The sequence below is a fragment of the candidate division KSB1 bacterium genome, assembly GCA_022566355.1.
Lineage (GTDB): Bacteria > Zhuqueibacterota > JdFR-76 > JdFR-76 > DREG01 > JADFJB01.
Genome location: JADFJB010000013.1, coordinates 23533 through 48490, shown reverse-complemented (window position 1 = coordinate 48490; position 24958 = coordinate 23533). Strand labels below are relative to the sequence as shown.

General features: G+C 39.5%; 20 protein-coding genes and 2 pseudogenes. 15 read left to right on the top strand and 7 right to left on the bottom strand.

Annotated elements, in window-relative coordinates; genetic code table 11:
* Positions 1-53: 53 nt before the first annotated feature.
* The gene (gene ispG, locus IIC38_04230) at positions 54-1118 is read right to left on the bottom strand and encodes a flavodoxin-dependent (E)-4-hydroxy-3-methylbut-2-enyl-diphosphate synthase (GenBank protein MCH8125154.1); all 1065 of its coding nucleotides are present in this window, start codon (positions 1116-1118) and stop codon (positions 54-56) included.
* Between the two features lie 930 nt (positions 1119-2048).
* On the opposite strand from ispG, the gene IIC38_04225 reads away from it, so the two are divergent.
* The 11 genes and pseudogenes from IIC38_04225 to IIC38_04175 all read left to right on the top strand — a co-directional run bounded on the left by IIC38_04225 (position 2049) and on the right by IIC38_04175 (position 11269).
* Positions 2049-4364, top strand: a complete 2316-nt coding sequence (locus IIC38_04225; GenBank protein MCH8125153.1) for a protein kinase — start codon at positions 2049-2051, stop codon at positions 4362-4364.
* A gap of 398 nt (positions 4365-4762) precedes the next feature.
* The gene (locus IIC38_04220) at positions 4763-5623 is read left to right on the top strand and encodes a hypothetical protein (protein MCH8125152.1); all 861 of its coding nucleotides are present in this window, start codon (positions 4763-4765) and stop codon (positions 5621-5623) included.
* A gap of 13 nt (positions 5624-5636) precedes the next feature.
* Entirely contained in the window at positions 5637-7040 is a 1404-nt protein-coding gene (locus IIC38_04215; protein MCH8125151.1) for a hypothetical protein, read from the top strand.
* 321 nt (positions 7041-7361) lie between these two features.
* Complete coding sequence (locus IIC38_04210; protein ID MCH8125150.1) at positions 7362-8108, top strand: methyltransferase; 747 nt, start codon at positions 7362-7364, stop codon at positions 8106-8108.
* A gap of 327 nt (positions 8109-8435) precedes the next feature.
* The gene (locus tag IIC38_04205) at positions 8436-8654 is read left to right on the top strand and encodes a hypothetical protein (GenBank protein ID MCH8125149.1); all 219 of its coding nucleotides are present in this window, start codon (positions 8436-8438) and stop codon (positions 8652-8654) included.
* A gap of 27 nt (positions 8655-8681) precedes the next feature.
* Positions 8682-8894, top strand: a complete 213-nt coding sequence (locus IIC38_04200) for a PD40 domain-containing protein (GenBank protein ID MCH8125148.1) — start codon at positions 8682-8684, stop codon at positions 8892-8894.
* Positions 8848-9003 (top strand): annotated as a pseudogene (locus IIC38_04195) (PD40 domain-containing protein). Before IIC38_04200 ends, IIC38_04195 begins: the two are co-directional and overlap by 47 nt.
* A gap of 12 nt (positions 9004-9015) precedes the next feature.
* Positions 9016-9378 carry a PD40 domain-containing protein gene (locus IIC38_04190; protein ID MCH8125147.1) on the top strand — a complete coding sequence of 121 codons (363 nt, stop codon included), beginning with the start codon at positions 9016-9018 and terminating at the stop codon, positions 9376-9378.
* 486 nt (positions 9379-9864) lie between these two features.
* Positions 9865-10367, top strand: a pseudogene (locus tag IIC38_04185) (DUF4199 domain-containing protein).
* A 98-nt stretch (positions 10368-10465) separates the two neighbouring features.
* On the top strand, positions 10466-10921 hold the full coding sequence (locus IIC38_04180; protein ID MCH8125146.1) for a DoxX family membrane protein: 456 nt from the start codon (positions 10466-10468) through the stop codon (positions 10919-10921).
* Between the two features lie 90 nt (positions 10922-11011).
* A complete protein-coding gene (locus IIC38_04175; protein ID MCH8125145.1) occupies positions 11012-11269 on the top strand; it encodes a hypothetical protein in 258 nt (85 codons plus the stop codon).
* A gap of 606 nt (positions 11270-11875) precedes the next feature.
* Here the strand turns inward: IIC38_04175 and IIC38_04170 are convergent.
* The gene (locus tag IIC38_04170; GenBank protein ID MCH8125144.1) at positions 11876-12562 is read right to left on the bottom strand and encodes an HAD hydrolase-like protein; all 687 of its coding nucleotides are present in this window, start codon (positions 12560-12562) and stop codon (positions 11876-11878) included.
* 314 nt (positions 12563-12876) lie between these two features.
* On the opposite strand from IIC38_04170, the gene IIC38_04165 reads away from it, so the two are divergent.
* The 4 genes from IIC38_04165 to IIC38_04150 all read left to right on the top strand — a co-directional run bounded on the left by IIC38_04165 (position 12877) and on the right by IIC38_04150 (position 18469).
* The gene (locus IIC38_04165; GenBank protein ID MCH8125143.1) at positions 12877-13290 is read left to right on the top strand and encodes a YjbQ family protein; all 414 of its coding nucleotides are present in this window, start codon (positions 12877-12879) and stop codon (positions 13288-13290) included.
* Between the two features lie 42 nt (positions 13291-13332).
* Entirely contained in the window at positions 13333-14514 is a 1182-nt protein-coding gene (locus tag IIC38_04160) for a M24 family metallopeptidase (protein ID MCH8125142.1), read from the top strand.
* A 339-nt stretch (positions 14515-14853) separates the two neighbouring features.
* A complete protein-coding gene (locus tag IIC38_04155) occupies positions 14854-16260 on the top strand; it encodes a BACON domain-containing protein (protein MCH8125141.1) in 1407 nt (468 codons plus the stop codon).
* A gap of 46 nt (positions 16261-16306) precedes the next feature.
* A complete protein-coding gene (locus IIC38_04150) occupies positions 16307-18469 on the top strand; it encodes a T9SS type A sorting domain-containing protein (protein MCH8125140.1) in 2163 nt (720 codons plus the stop codon).
* A gap of 32 nt (positions 18470-18501) precedes the next feature.
* On the opposite strand, the gene IIC38_04145 is transcribed toward IIC38_04150, so the two are convergent.
* Genes IIC38_04145 through pilM form a run of 5 tightly spaced genes read right to left on the bottom strand, consistent with a single transcriptional unit; the run spans position 18502 to position 24678 of the window.
* Positions 18502-19560: a type IV pilus twitching motility protein PilT gene (locus tag IIC38_04145; GenBank protein MCH8125139.1), complete on the bottom strand. Its 1059-nt coding sequence runs from the start codon at positions 19558-19560 to the stop codon at positions 18502-18504.
* Positions 19561-19579: 19 nt separating this feature from the next.
* On the bottom strand, positions 19580-21295 hold the full coding sequence (locus tag IIC38_04140) for a secretin and TonB N-terminal domain-containing protein (GenBank protein ID MCH8125138.1): 1716 nt from the start codon (positions 21293-21295) through the stop codon (positions 19580-19582).
* A 1-nt stretch (position 21296) separates the two neighbouring features.
* Positions 21297-21767 carry a hypothetical protein gene (locus IIC38_04135; protein MCH8125137.1) on the bottom strand — a complete coding sequence of 157 codons (471 nt, stop codon included), beginning with the start codon at positions 21765-21767 and terminating at the stop codon, positions 21297-21299.
* A 6-nt stretch (positions 21768-21773) separates the two neighbouring features.
* Complete coding sequence (pilO, locus tag IIC38_04130) at positions 21774-22433, bottom strand: type 4a pilus biogenesis protein PilO (GenBank protein ID MCH8125136.1); 660 nt, start codon at positions 22431-22433, stop codon at positions 21774-21776.
* Between the two features lie 31 nt (positions 22434-22464).
* Positions 22465-24678, bottom strand: coding sequence for a pilus assembly protein PilM (gene pilM, locus IIC38_04125; GenBank protein MCH8125135.1), 2214 nt, complete (start codon positions 24676-24678; stop codon positions 22465-22467).
* Positions 24679-24958 lie beyond the last annotated feature (280 nt).

Genomic DNA, 24958 nt, shown 5'->3' with positions numbered 1-24958 from the left:
TCGGTTGGATTTTTTGGCGGGGGTTAAACATGACACAAAACTGTTTTATGATTTTATTCCGGGTCTGGCCAATTCTCTATTTCTTCTTTTAAATAGTTCACAACTTCATCCTCGTTAAGCATTCTTTCTTTAACGCCTTTCTTAAAAACGAGAGCCGACCCTTTCCCAAAAGCAAGTCCTATATCCGCTTCACGTGCTTCACCGGGGCCATTCACGGCACATCCTAATATGGAAACTGTTAAGTTTTTATCCTTGTATTTCTCCAACTGCTTTTCAACTTTTGTAACGATGTCTACCAAGTCCACCTCAATTCGACCGCAGGTTGGACATGCAACAATATTAACTCCATAATTACGTATTCTAAGTGACTTCAGGATTTCATAACCAACTTTAACTTCTTCAACCACATCTTCCGTAAGTGAAACTCGAATGGTATCGCCAATTCCCTGGGATAACAGCGTGCCGATTCCTATAGAAGATTTGATAGATCCTTTTTCCTTGAGACCAGCTTCAGTAACGCCTAAATGCAAAGGGAAATCCACTTTTTCAGAAAGCAATTGATAACATTGAATCATGGTTGCAACATCGGAAGATTTTACGGAAATAACGATATCGTCGAAGCCAAAATCCTGGCAAATCTCAACATTCTTTATCGCACTTTCCACCATGGCTTCGGGAGTAGGATAGCCATATTTCTCGAGTAAGTCGCGTTCGACAGAGCCTGAATTCACACCAATCCGAATCGGAATACCACGCTCTTTAGCTGCCTTAAGTACTGCTCGAATTCGATCTACCGAGCCAATATTTCCCGGATTTAAGCGAATTTTATCAGCCCCGGCTTCGATAGCCCGCAATGCCATGCGATAATTAAAGTGGATGTCGGCAACCAATGGAGATTTTATTCTTTTACGAATTTCCGCAAATCCATCTGCTGCCTCGTCATTCGGCACCGTTATCCGAATAATTTCACATCCGGCCTCTTCCATTCGTCTAATTTCCGCGACTATAGCTTCGACATCCTCTGTTTTTTTAGTTGTCATAGATTGCACGGAAATCGGAGCATCACCGCCAATTTTTATATTTCCAACGTTTACTTGCCTGGTTTTACGTCTTTCGATCACTGATTAAATTCCAATCTCTATTTAGATTTCCGTATATCAAACAAATTGTGTTTTACATTCACTTTAAAGTAAGTAAGTATAAATATAGTCGGATATAAATTCAATAGAAAGTGATAATTATAAATAAAGAAGTAGGTTACTTTTTTTTGAATGCATCATCTCCAATGCTGGCTTTACGCATATGACATAGCAACTTCTTACATAGCAACTTCTTAGAAAAACTCAAAGCAAAAAAAACGAGAGGAAATATATCAAATACGGATAATAAAACTATAAGGTGTAACGAATAGGCGTTCGCACTCGATCCCAGTTTTTGGGGGTCGATGTGCAACGTTTGGATGAACTCAGTCGCTTATTTGGAATTATCATTTATGTTTGAATTTTCCGCTTTTAAATATTTTGGGTAAATTTTAACTTAAAAAGACGAGAACCTAATAATTCCGATTCTGAGACCCCATACACCCGAAATATGAAGGGGGATAAGATATATTAGCGTCCTAAAATTTATTTAAAGAATTTTCCAGAAATAGCCAACATAGTTTGTCTTTTAAAGTTTTAATGATCTTAATTCTAGCTCGTTGGGCTCATATCGGCCAACTGGCGGACTAGGTTCGAATCCTACATCCGCTACAAGCTTAAATTCAATAAAAACAATACACAAAGGCGAACCTTTTTTATTAAGGGGAGGGCTAAATGTAGACATATTGGGACATTTAGTACACACGATTTTACTTACACTTTTTATAAAATATTATCCAACCACATTTGAAACTATATCCACAATCTAAGAAATTAACCAGCCATGCAAATATCCAACTAAAGCCAAAAAAATCGTTGATTTTGTATTTCTCAACTAGTAATATGCAGTATCATTGTAGAAGAAATATCTGCTGACTAAAATCAAAACTATCTTATGAGAATCAAAGAATGATCGGCCAAACCATATCTCACTACAAAATCCTTGATAAACTTGGCGAAGGTGGCATGGGCGTCGTGTATAAAGCGGAAGATACTAACCTCAAGCGTGAAGTGGCCATTAAGTTTCTGCCGCGTCAAATCGCTGCAAATGAAGAAGAAGGTAAGCGTTTCAAGATTGAGGCACAGGCGGCTGCCGCTCTTAATCATGCCAATATAGCTACTATCTACAACATAGAAGAAGTCGATGATGAGATGTTCATCGTTATGGAATACATCAAGGGTCAGGAACTGAAGGATAAGATCGAAGCTGGCCCCATTCCAATTTATGATACCCTCAATCTTGCCATCCAAATCGCACAAGGGTTACAGGCTGCCCACGAAGAGGGCGTGGTTCACCGTGACATTAAATCAGCCAACATCATGCTCACACTTAAAGGCTCTGTCAAGATCATGGACTTTGGGTTGGCTAAGATCAGCGGCAAGACTAAGCTCACCAAAGAAGGTACCACACTAGGCACAGTTGCCTATATGTCGCCAGAGCAGGCTCGGGGCGACGAAGTGGACCATCGCAGTGATATTTTCTCATTAGGTGTCCTATTGTATGAGATGCTGACTGGCCAGCTGCCTTTTAAGGGCGACTACGATCCGGCGATAACTTATTCGGTTATGAACGAAGATCCTGAGCCGGTCACAGCTCTTCGCACCGGCATCCCGATGGAACTTGAGCGGATTGTCAGTAAGTGCTTAGAAAAAGATGCATCGGGTCGTTACCAAAATATGGTTGATCTAATTGTTGATCTGAAGAAAATCAATGAAGAGTATGCAACTGCCAAAGTTACACCGAAATCCGTTAGGGTAAGTTCTCGAACCAAAAAAATGACACGAATTTCTATTGGCGTGGCTGCCGTGGGTTTGCTAACTATTATTCTGTTTAGTATATTCCGACACAAATCAGCCGAGCCAATTGATTCCATTGCTGTTTTACCCTTAGAAAACCTCTCAATGGATTCGGAGCAGGAGTATTTTGTGGATGGGATGACCGATGCGATCATAACGGAGCTTTCAAAAATAAGTGCATTGCGGGTCATTTCCAGAAGATCTGTCATGCAATATAAAGATGTAAGAAAACCATTGTCGACAATCGCAAAAGAGCTGAATGTAAAGTCAATATTAGAAGGCTCTGTGATCCAGTTCGATGATCAAGTTCGAATTTCAGTACAGCTAATTGGGCTATCTCCGGAGCGGCATCTATGGGCCAACAATTTTGACCGCCAACTGACTAACTTTTTAATTCTTTCGAGCGAAGTTGCGTCAGAGATCGCCAGGGAGATCAAGATTACCGTAACGCCCGAAGAACAGAAGCGTCTGAAGCAAGTCCGCCTGGTCAATCCGGAAGCCAACCAACTTTATCTAAGAGCCCAATATCAGATGGAAAAATCTACGACAAGAGAGACGACTGAAAAGGGTTTTGAGCATCTACAAAAAGCGATTGAAATTGACCCTGATTTCGCGTTGGCGTATGTGGGTCTTTCCAATGCCTATTTAAGATATGCAAACACGGGCTACGCGTCAAGAGAGTCAGTCCTCCCTAAGGCTAAGTCATTCCTGCAAAAGGCACTGGAAATTGATAGCACCCTTGGCGATGCATATGCTACACTGTCCGATATCAGATTTCAGGAGAGTTTTGATTGGCTTGAGAGAGAAGAATATCTCAGAAAAGCGATCAGACTAAATTCAAGTTCTGCAGGCTACCATGCATCATACAGTGATTTATTGTCCAACTTAGGACGCCATGAAGAAGCCATAAGAGAGATGGTGATTGCACAGCGCCTCGATCCGCTCTCCCTTAGTATAAATACGAATTTAGGTAACGTGTTTTTTTATGCGGGCCGATATGATGAGGCGATTGATGCATATCGCAATGTACTGGAGCTTGAACCCGAAGCAATCAATCCCAAATGGTGGTTGGCAAGGGCTTATGAGCAAAAAGGCATGTATCAGGAAGCGATTGCAGAATTTCTTTCTAGGAAAGTCAAAAGCCCCGGTACAAACTGGGCTCTGGCCTACACTTATGCTGTTGCAGGTTATCCAGACAGGGCTAAACAAATATTGGACTACCTCTTAGAGAAAGAGAAAAAGACCTACATCCCTCCTAAGTATATTGCACAGATTTATATCGGATTAGGGGATAAGGATATGGCCTTTGAATGGCTCGAAAAAAACAAGAGGATATCTAATATAAAAACCAATCCTTGGTATGACAGTATTCGTGATGATCCGCGATTTGAAGCTCTCGTCAGCCATATGAATTTCCCTGATGATTAGACGCCAGGCTGGACTTCAATTGGTCCTGTTGAAGATGTTGAAGGGGGGTGGTCAGTTGATCTTGCGGCCATTAATTTAACGAAACTTTAACGTAACCGATTTTCGCTGGTGGTTTCTTGTGGCCTTCCATTTGAAAATAAATTCCCAATCTAAAAAATTATCTATCCATCCAAATATCCAAATAAAGTCAAAAAACCATTGATTTTGGATTTCTCAACTAGTACCATACAATATCGTAGAACCGAAAATATCTCCTGACTTCGATTTAATCGATGCTAGAAGGCGGTTGGCAAGATTGAAAGGAACCACATAAAATTGATCGGCCAAACCGTTTCCCATTAATTTTGACCTATATTTTGAGGTAGGCTTAACCCACAACAAAGAAAAGATACACCATCATGTTGAAAGTCGACGAGTTTGAAAGTGCCTTTCGTTCAGCGATTAAAGAAACCTATCTGCATCAGGATATAAAGATTAAATCTGTGTTTTTGATGACTGATTTAGATGCTGAGGCTGCTAATTTTTTGTTGAACCAGGTGAAAGATTTTTGTCATAATCTAGGCCAATCTCAAAATATAGATTGGAACACCGCTAACCGGAATGACTTTAAATCCGCAGAAGACCTGCTAGAATTAGTAAACCGCTCCACGACGGATCTGATCATTACTTATCGCAATTTACATAGTGAAACCTGGCTCCACCCTTTTAGTCTTGGTGAGCACCTGGACGTTATGTTACAAAAGACAAAAGTACCGGTGCTTGTTATTCCTCACCCCAAAGCGGATTATGCTCGCGATAGTGCGCTAGATAAATGTAGTTCGGTGATGGTAGTAACCGATCACATGGTCAATGACCATCATCTGGTGCAATACGGCATAGCTTTTGTCGATGAATCGGGCAGTTTTTATTTATCCCATATCGAAAACCAGGTTTATTTTGATCGCGTGATTGAAGCCATTAGTAAAATACCAACGATTGATACTGAAGATGCTAAACAAAAACTTGGCCGGCAATTGCTGAAAGGGCCGACCGAATATATCCAGTCGGTAAATACTGAATTGGCTAAATTAAACCGTTCGATTGAAGTAAAGTCCATTGTGGAATTCGGCCACCAATTGAAAGACTACTTAAAACACATTAATGAAAAAAAGGTCGACTTGTTGGTTATCAATACCAAAGACGGCGACCAAATGGCGATGCATGGCCTGGCTTATCCGTTAGCCGTTGAAGTTCGGCAAATTCCTCTTTTGATGTTATAAGGAAACAACAATAATGATACCAGAAACCCTGACAGCCGTTGCCGAACAAGCCACTCACCCGGTTTCCAATGCCACCACCTTACTCTTTACCGGGTTGTTGGTTTTAATGATCCTTAGCCTGGCATTAGAAGAAAAAATTCACGCTAAAAAATCTCTCATTGTTGGTGTCTTTGCCGTTATCGCCCTTCTTGCGGGTGGTTTCATGCATATTTTGCCTTTCGGCCACGTGATTATCCCGGGCGGTCATCAAATAGAAATGCCCGTGTATATCCCCGCAGTGGACTGGGGTGTCATCGCCATTATAGTCGGCTCCAGTTTATTCGTCGATGTGACTTCAAAGTCAGGTCTTTTTACCTGGATTGCAGTCAAACTCACTAAAGCGTCAAATGGGGAGCCGGTCAATTTACTTTGGTATTACGGCATTATGACAGTGCTTTTTTCTGCTGTGTTGAACAACGTAACGGCGATGATCATTGTCGGCTCCCTGACCGGTGTATCGTTAAAAAAACTAAACAGAATGGACAAGCTTCTTGGCTTTTTATTGATCGAGGGTTTACTCACGAATATTGGGGGTTTGCTCACCTTAATTTCCTCGGTGCCTAATATCATCGTCGGTAATACCGCGGGTATTTCATTTGTCGCTTTTTTTATTAAGGCAGCACCTTATGTGGTGATTACAACCGTCATTACCCTATTCATGGGGGCTAAATTATTTGGCATACAAAAGTTGGGATCAGAGGACGAGCGAACCGAAGCTAAAACCTTAGTGGGAAGTTTTGATGAAAACGATGGCATCGAGTCTAAGCGTTTTTTCTATTTTGCAACCATTATGTTGTTTGCGTTTATCGGCGTAATTGCCACCACCTCCATTTTGCCAACGGTGTCGGATTTAGGGATGGGTTTTGTCGCTTTGGCTTTTGCCGCGGTAATGATGGTTCGTTATAAATCCGAAGTGGATCAATTTTATAAAGCCATCGATTGGGATCTGATTATTTTCTTTATGGCACTCTTTGTCGTGATTGCAGTGATGGAGCACGCACAAGTACTCAATCTAATCGGGAAAGGCATTACATTCATTATCGGCACAGAAGAGAGCCAGTTTGGGACAGGCATGTTGCTGGTTGTATCGGCAGCAATCAGTTCGGTAACAGACAATATTCCATTGGCAGCCATGCTTGCCAAAATCTTACAAAGTAACGGTACACCGGGAGATTCAACACTTTGGTGGTCCGTCATTTTTGGCGCTAATTTGGGCGGTAATTTAACACCCATTGGTAGCGCCTCGACCTTAGTGGCTGTGACTATTATGCATAAATATAAACTACACATGACATTCCTTGGTTTTATCAAACAAGCGCTGCCATTCGCGGCGGTACATATTGCCCTGGCGATAGTGTATGTGTTGGTAACGGGATAGAAATAATGGGTTCAGAATAACATTTTGGCGTGTTGGTTATGATGTGTTGAATTTAGTGTTAAAACATCTATGAAAAACTCGAAGTTCATGGTTCTTTGTTTCATGCGTATGTTGATATTGATTAGTGAATGATATTATGCCATAAGATTCATCTGCCCTTAACCAGCCGAACACTGTGGTCCCAGTAGTGAAGAAAATGCGGAGCCATAAGATTCCGCCCTATCCCGAATAAGCCAGCTCTAGGAAACTTTGGGACACTGCAAAGTTTCTATATGATGCCTTGTGCCATGATGTTATCAAAATTAATCCAGAGGCAAGCAATTGGACACCTCACTGGGGACATTTGAATACAAAGACAAAAGCTTCGACGATAGCCAGGACATTGTCGTAGCAACCAGGCCAGAGGTTTTTCTGCCAACAAGTACGACTACCGTACTGCTGTCCGGCGTACGTAAATTGGTCAACCCAAACGCGGCATCGGCGCTGGATCTGGGCTGTGGCTGTGGAATCGGCGCCGTAGTTTTGACAAAATCGATTTTGCCGAAAGCCACGGTGTATGCTTCAGATATCAGCGCAGAAGCTGTGAAATTGACAAAATACAATGCGGAAAATGCTCAGCTCATCATCGATTGTCGATGTGGCAGCATGTTTGAGCCATGGGCAGGAATGAAATTTGATCTGATAGTGGACGATGTTGCGGGCATGTCCGAACCGATTGCCCGGCGCTCACGTTGGTATCCGCCCCACATCCACAGCGATGCCGGAGAGGATGGCACTCGATGGATCGTGAGCATTCTATCACAGGCACCAGAGTTTCTCACGCCAAAGGGGCAGATATTCTTTCCGGTTCTAACACTGTCGAACGAATCCAAAATAGTAGACACCGCTCAAAATCATTTCGCAAAAGTCGAACTGGTCACCGAACAATGGTATCCACTCGGAAGTGATTTATTGCCCCACCTGAATTTGATCGAGGACCTAATGGCCAAGGGTCACCTAGAAATAAAAAAGAAGGGTAGTCGTTGGTTGTGGGCGACCAAAATCTACTGCGCCACCAATCATGCTTAGGGTCTGGTCGATAGAATGTGTTGATATTTTGTTGCAGTTTTGTCTCCTTATGGGTCATTGTAAGGGAAAACATGATAAGGGTGTCTACAAATGGTGAGTTTTCGGTCAGACACTAACTAAACTCCCAGGACGAGAGGTTTAGTAAAGAAAGGCGACGCTCTTCTTTTTTGAGTTAAAATATATCATCCGGCAGCATTGCAACCACGCTTATTGAGTCTGTAAGGTTGTAACCAGTAACCGAGATAACGGAAGATGCTCTTCTGGTTTTACTCCTGAAACAAAATTATTAAATCCGTGTATAATTCACCGATCATAAAAGGAGCGTCTATGTATAAATTTTCGAAGATCATTATTTTAGGGGTATTACTCCTGGCGATTTGGAGTTGCGAGAAGAACACACCGACACAACCAGGTGCAAATGGTGAAGAGCCATATTCGCTGATTGCTTTTACTTCAATAGTCAATGGTAATCCACAAGTTTTTACCATGTTTCCGGACGGAACCAATATTGTCCAAATAACAAATGACAGCGGCCGAAAAGCATAGCCGGATTGGTCTCCCGATGGTTCGCAAATCGTTTTTGATGCTGATTATTTTATAGGCACACCGCAAGGTTATTCCGAGCTTTACATTATCAATGCCGATGGTACAGGCAAGTTCCTTATCCCCAACACCAGGGAAGCCCGTCATCCCAGGTGGTCGCCGGACGGCACAAAAATCGCCTTTGAGCAAGTCATAAATAGGCAATTGGAATATTTACGTCATAAATACGGATGGTTCCAATAAGACGCGATTAACAACGGATCCTGTTGCTGATAACACTCCCGATTGGTCACCCGATGGCAGCCGGATTAGTTTTCAATCCGAACGAAATTCAACACAGCGATTTAACGGCAGTCTTTATATCATGAATCAGGATGGCTCTGATCAAAGATCTATTTTTTTCAGTCCTGAACTTTTTTGCTCTGCCTGGTCCCAGGAAGGATCTAAGATTATTTTTGGCGCATTACAGCCAATACCCGGGAGCTCCCAGGAATATGTAGACCTTTTCACCATAAACCCGGACGGAACTAATTTGAACAGAATTACAACGGGCGCTGATGCGGAAACCTATCCGTCGATTTCACCTGACGGACAGCGGATTGTCTATATGGTTAACCATAGAATATTCGTGATGAATATTGATGGCAGCGGGTCACATCGTCTAGATGCGCGTGGCAGTACCGACGAAGACCCGGCCTGGTCGCCGGAATTTACTAATCTGGAATAGATTTTCTATATCTTAGCCTGAATTCAACTATGAGTTTACTCTAAAAACCGATTCAATCGCTTTTCTAAAAAAAGTTGTTACATAAAAACAAATACTTATGAGAGCGATGGAATCGGTATCCCACCTTTTTAGAATGAACTCAACTATGAAATTACAAACAATAAAAGTCGGGCACTGATAGGTTCGAATCACGCACCGTTACAAGCTTAAATTCAATAAAATAACACCCAAGGCTCGTGATCATTGAGCTTCTTTATTTAGGGGAGGAACAAATTGGGACATTCAGTGCACACGATTTTACTTACACTTTTTTTTAGCAATTATTATCCGATTACATTTGAAACTATATCAACAATTTGAAAAATTATCTATCCATCCAAATATCAAACAAAATCAAGAGGATCATTGATTTTGGACTTGTGAATTTGTAACATTCAATAATCGTAGGACCGGAAATATTTTCTAACTAAAATAAAAGGATAGATTATGAGTAAATATAAAATTGAAATCAAATGGGCAATCATATTTGCCTTTATGTTAATATTATGGACGTTATTAGAAAGACTAACAGGCCTGCATAGTGAACACATAGACAAACACCCAATCTACACTAACCTCGGCGCTTTACCGGCAATTGCAATTTATGTTTTTGCTTTGGTAGATAAACGAAAAAATCACTATCAAGGTAAAATGACATATAAACAAGGTTTCGTAGCAGGACTCATTATTACGTTAATTGTTACTGTTCTCAGCCCATTGATTCAGTATATTTCTTCGACAATAATTTCCCCTGACTATTTTGCGACGTAATTAAATATTCAGTAAGTGAAGGCAAAATGACCCAAGAAGCGGCTGAAAATTATTTTAACATGAAAAATTACATCGTCCAAGGACTTGTGTGGTCACCAATTATGGGACTATTGACAACTGCAATTGTAGCAATATTTACAAGACGTGATGCAAAAGCGAAGTTGAATGGGGAAAATTAATTTCCAGACAAACATAGCAACTTAGACAAAGATGCACGGAAACGCTTCGCGCACAACGTCAGAGTCGGTTGGTGGCAATAAAAAAAACAGAAAATTAATTGCCTCCATTCCTAATTCTAATCGTTTGCTTTGCAATAATATTTCTGATGAACAAATTTACCCTCAAAGGCAAATTAACCTTATCCTTCGTTGGCAGGGCCGCACTAGCTATAATGCTGATATTTACTGGAATAGCTCATTTTACCATGACTGAATCTATGATTCAGATGCTTCCTGAATTTATCCCTTATAAAAAGGAAACTGTTTACTTAACTGGTATTCTAGAAATTTCAGCTTCAATAGGATTACTAATTCAAAGACTATCAAAACTAACCAGCATATTGTTAATCGTATTTTTTCTAGCAATATTACCTGCCAATATTGTTGGTAGTATAAAACAAGTTAATTTTGGCGGAATGGCAAAAGGGGTCAGTCATCTATATTTTAGAATCCCTTTACAGGTACTATTCATTTTTTGGACCTATTATTTTGGCATCAAAAAAAATGAACATTAGGTGCTTCGCAGCCACGCGGTTCAAGCAACTCATAAACCATTATTTAAGAAGAACATCCCCTAAATCCCTCTTTCTGTAGGCTCAAAGACATTGCCAAAAAAAAAGGGACGTGCCGTGAAAGCTCAAACAGCGCTTTATATGGTGTGGCCGGCTGCATCACGGTTCTTTGATTTTGATGGTGTTTCCGACTCCTACAAAACCGCAGCTGAGGGCGTATTGGCACATCAAACGCTTGGATTGGTGCTATCGAATTTCCAATCACGCCTGTATTGCAATATGAACATTTCTATCCTGATGGACCTGGTACCATGCTGGGATTTTCAATATTTCAAAGGTTTCCAGATATAAAAAATGGTTTACTTGGCATTTCAGTAAAGTGGGTAGGTTTTTATTTTGCTAACAACTCCTTTTCAATAGATCCAGTTAAGAATTCACTCTTAATCGGTGCTGGAATAAAGTTAAATGCTCTACAACTTTTCAATTTCCGAGCAAATGTATACGCTGGCAAGAGTGTGAAAGGTTCAGAAATATTCACCTTGCGTGAGTTTTCTGTGGGGATTGACCTCCTTCGGTGGCAACGCCTAGGGTTCGACTTTTTTATGAAGACCTTCAGCGAATATGATAGACGCAAGGATATGTTCGGCCATAAGAGAAAAAAGACATCAACGAGGAATTAGCAAATAAGCAATTGCAGGTGACAGCAGGTAAAGCATAAAATCAGATTCAATTTAATTCAAGAAAAAATAGCAGGCAAAAATTATTAATGGATAAACATTTTGAAAAAGCGTTAAAAAATATTGTTCATTTGTACCGGTGGTCTATGGTTGCAACAGCAGGTCTACGGTTCGGACGGAAGGACGGCGCCTTGAAGAAACCCAGAAGATCAAATCCGGGCGGTTTAGATAATGGATTATTGCATCTGAACCTTAATCCTATACACCTACCCTCACCATCTCACCCTTCCAAAATCCCCAGGACCTCCCCAACATTTGATAAATCTTCAAACAACCAATCCGGATTATGGTTTTCCAGTTCTGAATAAGAAAAGGATCCTGTGGCAACAGCCATTACTTTTGCGCCATGCACATGGGCGCACTCTATATCCATAGGAGTATCGCCTATCACGATCGCCTGGGTCGGATCCGAAGCAACACCATTGCCATTGCAGCGCTCCATGGCAAAAGGCAGGAGTTTATTGCGGTCAGGAGAATCATCGCCAAAAGCACCGAAAGGAAAAAAATCATAAAGATTAAAATAACCAAGCTTGGTTTTCGCGCCTTGCTGCCAATTTCCTGTCAGGAGCCCGGTTGCAACATTGTCTGTTTGGGTTAGTTTTTGCAATATTTCCAGGATTCCCGGAAATAGGTTTTTCCCCGGTAAATCCATTTGAATGCATTCTGCCAATAATTCAAAATACCTCTCTTTGAAGCGATTCTTATCCTTTTCATCCGAAATTATTCCTTTCGATGCAAGGGCTTCAGACAAAATCAGGGGATCGGTTCTGCCGCTTAAAACTACTTCTTTCAAACCGTCAGCAACACCATAGACTTCCTGGAAAGATTGCGTCATGGCTTTTCTTCCTGCTCCACCTGACATCATAATCGTACCGTCGATATCAAAAAGAATAATTCTCATCTTCATTAACCAGTTCCGTAAAATTATAGGTTTTATTTTTTTTCAATATACACAATCGTCATTGGGATTACCAATTTTCTGTATGTCTCTTAAGTAATCGGTAAATCTCTTGATTTTTTGATCTATCAAATTTACCTTCAGTTAATTCTGTCATTTCGAGGCAGCGTCGTGAGCGAAGTCGAACGGAGTTTACGACGAGAAATCTTTTGGGTTCATCAATCTAGCTGTTATATACAAGATTTCTCTCCTGCCAGGCGGGATCGAAATGACATTCTGGTAGTTCTTCAGAAGGTAATATTCCATAAATTTTAGAGGATCAAATGAAGTTTCACACAGAGTATCTTTGGTTTGAAACCAAAACCAGGAGAGAGTACATCAACATAACAGGAGAAGTTCAAGGGGCTGTAAAAAAGAGCGGGATTCAGGAAGGCATGGTTCTGGTTTCTGCCATGCATATTACGGCCGCAGTTTATGTTAACGATGCCGAATCCGGCTTAATTCAGGATATCGATGATTGGTTGGACAAATTAGCTCCGCAAGGTCCAAATTACCGGCATCATCGTACCGGGGAAGACAATGGAGATGCACATCTTAAAAATTTATTGTTGCATCATGAAGTGGTTATACCGGTTACCAATGGAAAATGTGATTTTGGCCCATGGCAGGAAGTGTATTACGCGGAGTTCGATGGCATGCGGCGAAAGCGGGTAATTATTAAGGTCATGGGCGAATGATCCGGCTGGATATGGAAACCTCTAATTTCTAACTTTGGAGTAATGATGAACCTACAAGAAATACAGACAGCGCTCAATGAAGCGGACATCGATGGATGGTTATGCTATGACTTTCACAACCAGGATCATCTATCTTACCGGGTCCTGGGATTAGATTTTGGCAATTTTACATCTCGAAGGTGGTTTTATTATATTCCTGCTAATGGAGAGCCTACAAGGCTTACGCATACTGTTGAGCCAAGAAAACTGGATTCTTTACCTGGCTCCCAAAGGTATTATCTTGCCTACGGACAATTGCATAAAGAACTTGAAAACATTTTGGGAAGTCCTAAAAAAGTTGCTATGCAATATTCACCATTAAATAACATTCCTTACATCTCCATGGCAGATGCAGGCACAGTGGAATTAGTGCGAAGTTTTGGTCATACAATTGTTTCGTCTGCCGATCTTGTCCAACTGTTTGAATCACGAATTGATGAAAAGGGATTTCAGTCTCATATTGATGCCGGCAAAATTGTCCTGGAAATTAAAGATCAAGCCTATGCAGAAATCGGTCGTGCCATTCGTGAAAGCCTCTCGTTGACGGAATATGAAATTCAGCAATTCATTGCAAATAAATTCGATGAGAATGGCTTAACCGATGACGGTCATCATCCTATCGTTGGCGTTAACGATCATCCCTGCAATCCTCATTTTGAGCCCACGAAAGAGAATAGCTACAATTTCAAAAAGGGCGATTGTGTTTTGATTGACCTGTGGGCAAAAAAGAAAGAACCCGGGTCTATTTATTTCGATGTTACCTGGTGTGGATTTATCGGTGAAGATCCACCGGCAAAATATCTTGAAATATTCGATGTCGTATCCAGAGCACGAGACGCGGCAGTTTCCTTTGTGAAAGATAAATTTGCCAAAGGCGATGATTGTTATGGCTGGCAAGTCGACGATGTTTGTCGAAATGTTATTAAGGATGCAGGATATGGACAATATTTCATCCACAGAACCGGGCATTCAATTGGAGAAGAAGTTCATGGTAATGGCGTTAATATCGACAACCTGGAAACCAAGGATGAACGGAAATTAATACCTGGCATCTGCTTTTCCATTGAACCGGGAATTTACCTGAAAGAAATAGCTGTGCGTTCGGAGATCAATGTTTTCATAACAATGGATGGTGACGTTGTCATTGAAGGAGAACCACAGAAAGAGCTCATTTTGGTTCGTTAAATATTCTCTATCTATATTAAAAAAGACTTACTCAATTAAACCTCCCCTGACCCTCTTTATCAAGGAGGAAAATTCCTCTACTGCTAAGTTTGCTAAGTGAAGGTTAATCGAGACTAACAAATTATTGTAGCAATATAGCTCAATTTCCAACCTATAACTCATTATTTTATCCCTTTTCCCCCCACCAATAAAAGTCATATGTGACTTCACAAAATAATACTTTGACATCTAACCTCATTGAATTTTATTAGGCTAGATAAATTCGAAAGTAGAATTATTATCCTTAAGAATTACCCCGATTTTCCGATTATTAAATAACAATATTAAGGAGGTAAATCCATGAGAATTTCAAGGGTATTATTAATTCTTTCTTTATGTTCACTTGTCGCTATTTTTCGATGCAGTAAAAATCCGGCTTCTTCCGAACCGACAATATCCATATCCACATTACTAGCCTTATTTGAACCTGGCCAGACAACTAAAAATGTTACAATTGGTAATAAGGGTGGTGGAGAATTAACCTGGAGCGCTATTGAAGCAACCGATATGCCCTGGTTAAGCATTTATCCAGACAGCGGCCAGGGCGGAGACCAGCTAACGATAACAATAAATCCTGCTAATTTGAATGGAGGAACACACAATGCATCCATCCAAATCACGTCAAATGGCGGCGATGAAAATTTGAGTGTTTCGGTTTTGATTTCCGAACTACTCATCACTCCGGATGTGATCAATTTCGAATCTTCGGAAACAAGCAAAGAATTGCAAATACAAAACCTTGGCGCTGGAAACTTATATTGGACGATCTCAACATTTTCCAATACTCCCTGGCTTTCACTTAGCTCATCATCCGGTAAAAACGCAGCAACTGTAACTTTAACCGTCGATCGAAGTTTTGCCAGTGGTACAAGGATTTCAGAATCATTACTCATAAACTCAACCGGCGGGAATCAAAATGTTTCGGTTTCCGCAACAAACTTGCCTAGTTCAATCGTTCTGGAAGAGTTTTCTGATGATTTATTAAACTGGGATATTTCCGATGCAACTGGATCACTCAATAACGGATTTTTAGAACTCACAGGTAATAATGTTAACAGTATTGGTCAAGCAGGCTTCGAATTGACTTCAACGAGAGCTGCACCCTGGACATATCGGGTTGCCTTTGGCCGAAAAAATGATTTTGAAACTGCCCAGAGCAGTATCGGAATGATAACTGATGACGACGGAACCATAATGATCATCGCGTTTCGTTTTGATGTGACCACTGACCCAGTTACTAATTGGATCGCAGCAGGTTTTGTTTATGATTCCAATACAGGCAATGGCGTTTGGGGCCATTTTGAAAATGGATTTGGCCATTCCACTCTTATTAAAACCAATCCTGGTGAAATTAATGATATTTCATGGGTGATGAAACCAAGCAAAGAAATAGAAATTTACGTGGATGGCAGTTTATTCTTCCAGACGAATGAGTTGCTTGCACTGGAGAGTACCATCAATGAAGAAATAACCACAGGGCTTGCCTATGTCTTCATTTGGGCAACTTATAATGTAACTACAATTGCCGATTGGGCATTAATTCGGGATGTTGATAGTCCTAGTAAAATTCATCTAGGTACCAGCTCTCTATCGGGTGAGAGACGGGCGATCATTGAATATGCCAGGAAGAAGGCAAACGATCAATTTATAAACGGATCATGGCAAAATATACCTTCTTTAAAAGAGGTCATTCAACAATTCAAGTAAATATAATTGCTCTAAACGAAGGTTATTATCGATATGTGATTGCCAAATGAGACATTTCATAGTCACTCTGTATTTTTCTATTCATTGTTTTATCATTTTTGGGCAAGCCTGTTACGCCCAGGAAGCCTGGATCTGGCAAAATCCATCTCCGCAGGGCAATTACTTAAGAGACATTCAGATTATCGATGATAGCACCGCTATAGCGGTTGGAACGTTATCCACAATAATAAAAACGATCGACTCCGGGAATTTTTGGGATGTTCAACATTATGCCGGAGGTTCTACAAATATTCTGTGGGGAGTTTACTTCGTTAATCATCAAATTGGCTGGGCAGTCGGTGGCACAATTCTAAACACTACCAATGGCGGTAAAGACTGGACACCTCAGATTCCGGGAGATTGGAACGGCTTTAGGGATATTTATTTTTTCGATAAAAATATCGGTTGGGCGGTTGGTGTAAATGGTATCATATACAAGACAATTGATGGTGGAGCAACTTGGCTTCCACAAGTAAGCGGAACCTCAAAGGATTTGTGGTCCGTTTATTTTATTGATTCCAGAACCGGTTGGGCTGTCGGTCATGACTTTACATCCGGGGAAACCGGAATTATCCTCAAAACCGGTAATGGCGGAATTAATTGGAATGCACAAAGCGATGAACTTCCTGTCTGGTTTAAATCCGTATATTTTGTCGACTCTATGAATGGTTGGGTTGTTGGATTTGATGGAGCAATTCTGCATACCAATAATGGTGGAACGAATTGGAATACCCAGAGCAATCAATCCTCGGCTAATCTATTTTCTGTATTTTTTTCAAACCAAAATGAAGGCTGGGCAATTGGGGCTAATGGAACGATTCTAAAAACTTTAGACAGCGGATCAAATTGGATTGGTAAACCAAGTGGGACAACCAATACGTTATTATCCGTTGCGTTTACGGAAAATACCGGTTATTCAGTCGGTCTTGACGGTACTATTCTTCAGTCAAACGATATGGGTAACAATTGGTCGAGTCGAACAACCGGGGTTACACCTTCGTTAAATTCAGTTTTCTTTATTAATGAGAATACTGGATGGGTTGCGGGTGAGAATGGTTCAATTTTGAAAACCGATGACGGAGGGGTAAACTGGATAGTTCAAAATAATCAAATCTCCAAAAGTCTGTTTTCAATTCATTTCACAGATGTTAACTCAGGATGTGCAGTTGGAGCAGATGGAACCATTTTAACTACGAATGATGGCGGCTCAACCTGGAACCTTCAATTTGGTGGCAACGAGCCTTATTTTTTGAAATCCGTTTATTTTTTTAATCCGGATATAGGTTGGGCGAGCGGCGGTGGTTTTGTAGAAGGAATTGGCGGGACTATTTTGAATACGACAGATAATGGTTTAAATTGGAACGCTAATACAAACGTGACAAATTACACCCTGGAATCAATTTCTTTTGTGAATGCGAATGTTGGCTGGTCCATCTCGGTGGATGGCACTATCATAAAAACAATTGATGGTGGGGTCAACTGGAACAAACAAACCAAGTTACCCATTGAAGGACGAACCATATTCTTTGTTAATGAAACAACAGGTTGGGCAGCTGGATTTTACTCAAATGAGAATCAATATTACAGTTCAATTTATAAAACCACTGATGGGGGTTTAACCTGGGATCTCCAATTCGACGATTTGATAACCTTGAAATCAGCCTATTTTATTAACTCCATGTCGGGGTGGGTTGTTGGCGAAGCCGGAGTTATCTTAAAAACTGCCGATGGCGGCGAAACCTGGGATAGGCAAGCGAGTGGAACCGAAAGAGGATTGGCATCAGTCTTTTTTATTGATGGCAAGCAGGGTTGGGTAATCGGAACTAGAGGAACAATTCTTAAAACTTCGACAGGAGGAGATGCAATAACCGGAATCTCAGAAACGTCAATAGAACAATCGATTCCTTCCAAATACTTTTTATCTCAAAACTACCCAAATCCATTTAATCCGGTCACAACGATAACCTATTTGATTCCGAAGTCAAGTTTTGTAAGTTTGAAAATCTACGATATTCTTGGCAGGAAAGTTGAGACACTAGTCAAAGAATTTCAATTTGAGGGGAAATTCTCAATACATTTTGATGCCGGTCAATTACCCAGTGGGATATATTTTTATCAATTACGGACAGGCGATTTTATAGATACAAAAAAGATGGTACTCATTGAATAGGTTTAAATACCCCCGAAAAACTTGATGGTTCCCTACCCTGCTTTCTTAAAGAAACTTACATCATTTGCATATAACTGCGCTTGATCAAGACTAATTTTCCGATCCTGTACAAATTTCATCAGACTTTGGTCCATGGATTGCATCCCAAATTGAATGCCAGTTTGAATAATAGATGGTATCTGATGGGTCTTTCCTTCGCGGATTAAATTTTTAGCAGCTGATGTAGCAAACATAATTTCCATGGCGGCAACCCGACTGTTGCCATCCATTGTTGGAATAAGTCTTTGAGAAACCACCCCCAATAAAGAATTAGCAAACTGGGCGCGAATTTGTGCTTGTTGTCCGGCCGGAAAAACATCTACAACACGGTTAACTGTCTCGGCCGCGCTATTTGTATGAAGAGTAGCAAAAACCAGGTGGCCCGTCTCGGCGGCGGTTAACGCCAATGAGATGGTTTCTAAATCTCTCATTTCACCAATTAGAATAACGTCGGGATCCTCCCGAAGTGCTGCACGTAAAGCATTTGCAAAAGAGTGTGTGTGCGGTCCGAGTTCCCGTTGGTTAATAAGACAATTCCGCCCATGGTAAACATATTCTATAGGATCTTCTACAGTGATGATATGGTAATATTTTTCGGTGTCTATCAAGTCAATCATTCCGGCTAGAGTGGTAGATTTTCCTGAACCGGTAGGTCCCGTAACTAAAACCAGACCTTCCTGTTCTCTTGCCAATTTGTAAACACCGGTTGGGCAGTTCAAATCTTGCAAAGTGCGAATTTTTTCCGGTATTATTCTAAAAGCGATGGACTTACCACGAAATTGATGATAAACATTGGTTCGGAACCTGGCAACACCTGGTAAAGCATAGGCGAAATCAAGTTCTTTATTTTTATCAAGATCCAGTTTCTGTTCATCATCCAAAAGTTCACTAATTAAAAAATCTGTTTGTTCAGCACTTACGATTTTCGCATCCACACGTTTTAAAGTACCATGGATTCGAAAAATAGGGGCACTCCCGGCGGCAATATGAATATCAGATGCATCTTTGCTTACCGCAAATTGCAGTAGAGTATTTAGCGTATTTTTATCCATTAAAACAACTAGCCATAAATTATGGAATGATATGTGGTGTTATAAAAATCAACAAATCGGTTTGCCTTTTCTCGTACTTTGTGTTTCTAAATAATTTTCCGAGAATAGGAATATCGCCAAGCAAGAAAACTTTACTTACGGTTTTGGTTAAACCTTCTTTAATCATACCACCAATTACCACAGTATCCCCGTCTTTTACAGTCACAACAGTACTTACTGACCGTTTCGAGGTGATAGGAGCGCTGTTTCCATCCACTGAAACTTGACCGGTAATCTCCTCAATGACAGGGTTTACATGCATAATAATTTCGTCGTTTTCAGTTACATGAGGAGTCACATTCAGTACTATAGCAACGTCTTTATAATTAAAGGTAACAATATCACCCTGGCCACCGACTCCCCGATTAATTTGGGGGATCGGGAAATTTGTACCGACGCTAATAGTAGCTGTCACATTGTCCATTGCTAATATTTTGGGATTGGAAATCAATTTTGATTCCGTATTTTCTTGTAAATAATTGAGTACAGCAGAAAACTGATCAGCACTTAAATGTCCCAGAGACCAATTACCTCTCTGTCTAACATCCGGGTTTATCGCGCTATAATCTCTGGTCTCACCGGAGGGAAGAAGTTCTTGGTATAACATTTTGGCCGAAATGGATTTATCCCAATCAATGCCTAGATTGCTTTTGTCAATGGGTGAAAGTTCAACTAGCTTGGCTTCAATTAATATCTGCGGTGCCGCGACATCCAATTTTGCGATGATGTCATCAATTTTTCGAATAACTCCGGGACTCTCGGTGACCACTAAAATACTGGATCTCTTTTTCTCTTTGGATTTAATGCCTGAACCTCCCCCTGTTAAAGAAGCAAGTGGGCCTTTCCCCTTATCATTATCTATACCCCCCTGACTTGCTTGTACAGAAGTAAAAAAGTCCGGAACCAGAACATGAATTTTAGCATCATCGGACACCATATCTTTGATTACACTTTTGAGATTTCCAGCATCTATATATTTGAGTCTATAAATCTTGGTTTGAGATTTGCTGGCAATAAATTGTTCTTTTAATTTTACTAAAATAACATTTCCATCCAATATATAATCATAACCATTGGCAAACAGTATGTTATCCAAAGCCTCCCTCAAAGTAACATTTCTCAAACTTATCGTGATATTGCCCGTCACATCAGAGCCTGCAACGATATTCACATTATTTTGTTGAGCCAATAGTCTAAGAATATTGGGTAAGTCGGCCTCACGATAATCCATAGAGATCTTTTTGTTATTATCTAACCCTCTTCTTTCAATTCGATCCTTTGCCGAAACATTTCTTATTGATGGCCGACTATTTGTGTTTTTTTCAATCGAAACAATCACATCATTGCCAAGATAGTTGATCGCATATTTCTTGATTTCAATAAAATCAATAATAATCTCAACAACCGAGGGATCATTTTTAGATTGACGCCCGAATACAGATTTTACCGGACCAAACTCAGGATTAATCTGTTCCTGATTAGAGACCCATACCGATTCTCTCAAATAGACTACCAATCTTTGATCATCCGGTAGCCATATACTGCCAAAAGGTACTTTGCGTATTGAAGTAATCCTACATTGAATTTCATTTTTCCAGACCGTATATGAAAGATCTATAATTTCGTTCTTTTGCCCAAATAGCAAAGAACTTTGTATAAGCAATAACAGCGTAATAATAATTGATTTTATTTTCATTTCATTCACCCAGTGTAAGAACAAACCTTTGACCATTTTTAAAACATACCACTGAATTTTTACGGACTTCAGATACAAGGAATCCATCCTTCTCCTCCCCAAGTTTATAAACTTCGTTATTGATGATAACGTGTGCCATTTCATCTCTCCAGGCTATGGCTTTTAATACAAAGGGAGTTGAGCCTTGCAATGAATCAATTAACTCCGGCCTAAATGAGCCTAGAAACGGATCATTATTCCAATTACTAATCTTTGACAAATCCATAGAAGTAAACTTAACTTTCCTTGTAGTTTTTTGTCTCGATTTATTCCCTGTGTCAGATATTTGGTCGTTGTCTACAGGTTTTCTTAAATCTTGCTTTGATTTTACCTGGATTTCTTCATCGTCGGATTTTAAAATGAAGATATCGAAACCAAAATAACTGACTGCAATACCCAAAAAAATGAGTAGTCTTTTTTCGCTTTTTTTCATTATTGCTTAAACCTCATTATCATTTCTTATGGAACTAGAGTAATTGGCTGTTACCTTTTTACTTTTCTCTTCATTCAGAAGGTAAAGAAAGCATTTGACGTTAATATCGATTTTGGGATAAATAACCGGGTTTGCGGTCAACTCAAATCCATCCGGTGCAAAAGCGAATGGTAAATTTTCAACGTCGGAAATAAATTTCCCAATATTCTTGTACCTTCCAGTCATTTGTATCGAAATAGGTAGTTTAACCAACGGTTTGCCTTCCGAATGCAGGCTTTTTACTTCGAAAAGAACATCATAATTCGGCGTCATAGATTCAATTTCGAGCTTGTGAGAATTTCCATATTTCAGCAGCTCTCTAGCTATAATGGGCATGTCTTCTAAATAATAGATCTTTTTTTCAATTTCCTTAATGTCAACTTTTATCTGGGCAACGATATTTGATATTTTTTCAACTTGTTCTACTGTTAGGATAGATGCTTTTATTTTACTACCCCATTGATCTATTTCATTAACCGACAGGCTGATTTGCCGTCTCAGGGGAATGAAATACAGAAATAACCAAACGGCAAGAATGGCAATAACAACTACAGCTGCAATGGCATATTTTTGAAAGAATGCACTTTGTATACTTTTTTCTAAGTTTTCTGTTGGTTTTTTTTCCATTTTAATAATTTTTTTTCCATTTTAATAATTATTATTTTCCAATGACTGCTTCAATCTTAAAGCTTAATTCATCTTCTCTTTGATTGTAATTTTGACTTTCCAGTTTAACAGATTCAAATAACCCGGTTTTACTAAGGTTTAGCATATAATCTGCAATATTAATTCCGGCGTCTGGCCCTGGGTTTAATGTAACACCCGATAATAAAAGGACTTTATCCATATTGTCAGCGTTATCAGATTTTTTGGATTTACTATTTTTAGATTTTTTGCTTGCCCTGTTTCTCTTCGAATTTTGGATTTCAACGTTTGAAACGGATTCCTCCAGAACCATAGATCGTAAAGCCATTCCCTTGGGAACTAAATTTGCGACAGCTTGCATAATTGTGGGAAGTGGATTTTCCAATATTAATTCTTCGCTGTAAATATTTTTTTTATTTAAAAGATTTACTTGTTCAATTCTTAAGGCATCATGTTCCCTTTTGAGAGGTTCTAATCTCTTAAATTGAGTTTGTAACATTTCATATTCGGATTGATAATTCTTTGAGTTGAGTTGAGCGAACACCGAAAAAAGTCCTAATAAAATAAATCCAAATATAACACCATAGATTGAGGCTTTTTTAATCAGGAATAATTTTTGTAATTTCTTGATGTATGGCGGTAATAAATTGAGGCTTTTATCATTGTCTATTGCAAGACTATAAGGCAAAGCCAATTCGAGGAATCTATCCCGAAAAGTGCTAATATCCAACTCTGAAAATTCATCCGCCATTTCAGCTGAAGGAGTCAGAGTATTAATTTCCCCTTCAACAAATTCTGACATGAATGATGAAAAATTTTTAAGATTTGAACTGCCACCAAGCAAGAAAACCCAATCTAAGTTTGGTGCTGAAAAATGTTCTTTATAGTAATCAATTGATCGACGAACCTCATTGCCGAGCCTTTCTAAAATTGGTCGGATCAAAACTGAAAATTCTTTTACCGGGACATTATCTGCCGTTACGTCCTCTAAATCATTTTGTGGAAATCCAAACGTGCGTTTTAATTCCTCAGCTTTTGCCGCATCTAGTTGATAAGGTTTTCCATGATAAAAGATAGTACTCATTAAAGCTTCTGTTATATCCTTCCCTCCAGTTTGAAATTCTCGAAAGAACTCCAAAACCCCATTATTTATAAAGGCGATTATGGTAGTTTTTGTGCCAATATCAATAAGAGCAACACAATGCTTCGAATCAAATTCTACTGAGTCTTTGTAAAGTTTCCAGAGTGATATTGGCAATGGCGTTACTTTGAATGGAGTGATTTTTCTTGCGAGGAAAGCAGAAGCCATGGATATAACAACATCTTCGGCACAGCCAACAGCAAGTAGCTGATGTTTATCTTCTTTTCTATCTTTTTCATTCAAATCAATGAAATCAATGATTGCATTTTCTTCTTCCAGGTTCATATCCTTTTTAGCTGACCAGATAACAGCGGCAACTATCATCTGCTTTTTCATGCTAGGAAGGGAAATCTGTTTCATCCCTACTTTGGGACCATAAACATTCCACGCAAAGCGAGCTTTGGGGAAGGCAGAAAAAAGTTTCATTTCGTCAATTATTAGGTCGACAACTTCATTCTCACTGGCATTTTTATTCAAAGTATTTGCATGTATGCCAAATGCTAGTACTATATTTCGGTTCCCCAATTTCTTAACCACGACATACTTAATGTTTTGTTTGCCTATATCTAATCCAATTTGAATCTTTTCTTGCGCTCCAATCCATAAAAATTTTTTACTTACTATAGTTGATTGATAATTCTGATCATCTATGTTGCGCGTTATGTCGATTTGCTCCAAATCCTCGTCTTCATTTGACATTTCCTGTTTAGCTCGATTCTCATTGGAAAGAATACCGGTTTCAGTCGAGAATTGATATTTCTGTTTCTGGTTGTCAGTTTTAGCTATATCGTCGTCATTGGAAACTAACCCTAAGAATTCGTCTTTCAAGGCTTTACTAAAAGTTTCAGAAGAATCTTCTTCATCCTCTGACAAGGATTTTGTTGCAGCAACAATGCTTGATCCTACCCAACTGTTTTGAGCATTAATTGCCTTATTATCTTGATCTTCCGGTTCATCGAGCGAATAATTCATTAAAAATGAAAGATCAGTAAGATCTAACAAATCCATATCCGGTAATAAATCAACTGATTCAGTCTCTTTTTTATTTTCCTTTTGCTGAAATTTTAAAAGTCTATTTTCAGACATATTTTCAAATTGAAAAAATAAATTAATAGTTTTCTGATAATGTAGTTTACACTATTAAATTTCGACTATATTCATGTTTTTCTTTATTAATAATTATTCTGTTACACAAATTCGTACTTTATAACAATATTCTTAAGTCAATTGGATTTCGATTACACTTAGTTTAAAGCAAATGAAGCGAATGTAAATAGACGAATTTGAAAAATAAATGGATAATGGCGAGGATTTCGCCACGCAAATTATGGTGAGTATGTAAATAGGTAGAACTTAGATTATTTCA

Bases quoted from the DNA above. Each gene is read 5' to 3' on its own strand.
- IIC38_04225 (MCH8125153.1), top strand. From the start codon at position 2,049: ATGATCGGCCAAACCATATCTCACTACAAAATCCTTGATAAACTTGGC.
- IIC38_04220 (MCH8125152.1), top strand. From the start codon at position 4,763: ATGTTGAAAGTCGACGAGTTTGAAAGTGCCTTTCGTTCAGCGATTAAA.
- IIC38_04215 (MCH8125151.1), top strand. From the start codon at position 5,637: ATGATACCAGAAACCCTGACAGCCGTTGCCGAACAAGCCACTCACCCG.
- IIC38_04205 (MCH8125149.1), top strand. From the start codon at position 8,436: ATGTATAAATTTTCGAAGATCATTATTTTAGGGGTATTACTCCTGGCG.
- IIC38_04190 (MCH8125147.1), top strand. From the start codon at position 9,016: ATGAATCAGGATGGCTCTGATCAAAGATCTATTTTTTTCAGTCCTGAA.
- IIC38_04170 (MCH8125144.1), bottom strand. From the start codon at position 12,562: ATGAAGATGAGAATTATTCTTTTTGATATCGACGGTACGATTATGATG.
- IIC38_04165 (MCH8125143.1), top strand. From the start codon at position 12,877: ATGAAGTTTCACACAGAGTATCTTTGGTTTGAAACCAAAACCAGGAGA.
- IIC38_04160 (MCH8125142.1), top strand. From the start codon at position 13,333: ATGATGAACCTACAAGAAATACAGACAGCGCTCAATGAAGCGGACATC.
- IIC38_04155 (MCH8125141.1), top strand. From the start codon at position 14,854: ATGAGAATTTCAAGGGTATTATTAATTCTTTCTTTATGTTCACTTGTC.
- IIC38_04150 (MCH8125140.1), top strand. From the start codon at position 16,307: ATGAGACATTTCATAGTCACTCTGTATTTTTCTATTCATTGTTTTATC.
- IIC38_04145 (MCH8125139.1), bottom strand. From the start codon at position 19,560: ATGGATAAAAATACGCTAAATACTCTACTGCAATTTGCGGTAAGCAAA.
- IIC38_04140 (MCH8125138.1), bottom strand. From the start codon at position 21,295: ATGAAAATAAAATCAATTATTATTACGCTGTTATTGCTTATACAAAGT.
- IIC38_04135 (MCH8125137.1), bottom strand. From the start codon at position 21,767: ATGAAAAAAAGCGAAAAAAGACTACTCATTTTTTTGGGTATTGCAGTC.
- pilO (MCH8125136.1), bottom strand. From the start codon at position 22,433: ATGGAAAAAAAACCAACAGAAAACTTAGAAAAAAGTATACAAAGTGCA.
- pilM (MCH8125135.1), bottom strand. From the start codon at position 24,678: ATGTCTGAAAATAGACTTTTAAAATTTCAGCAAAAGGAAAATAAAAAA.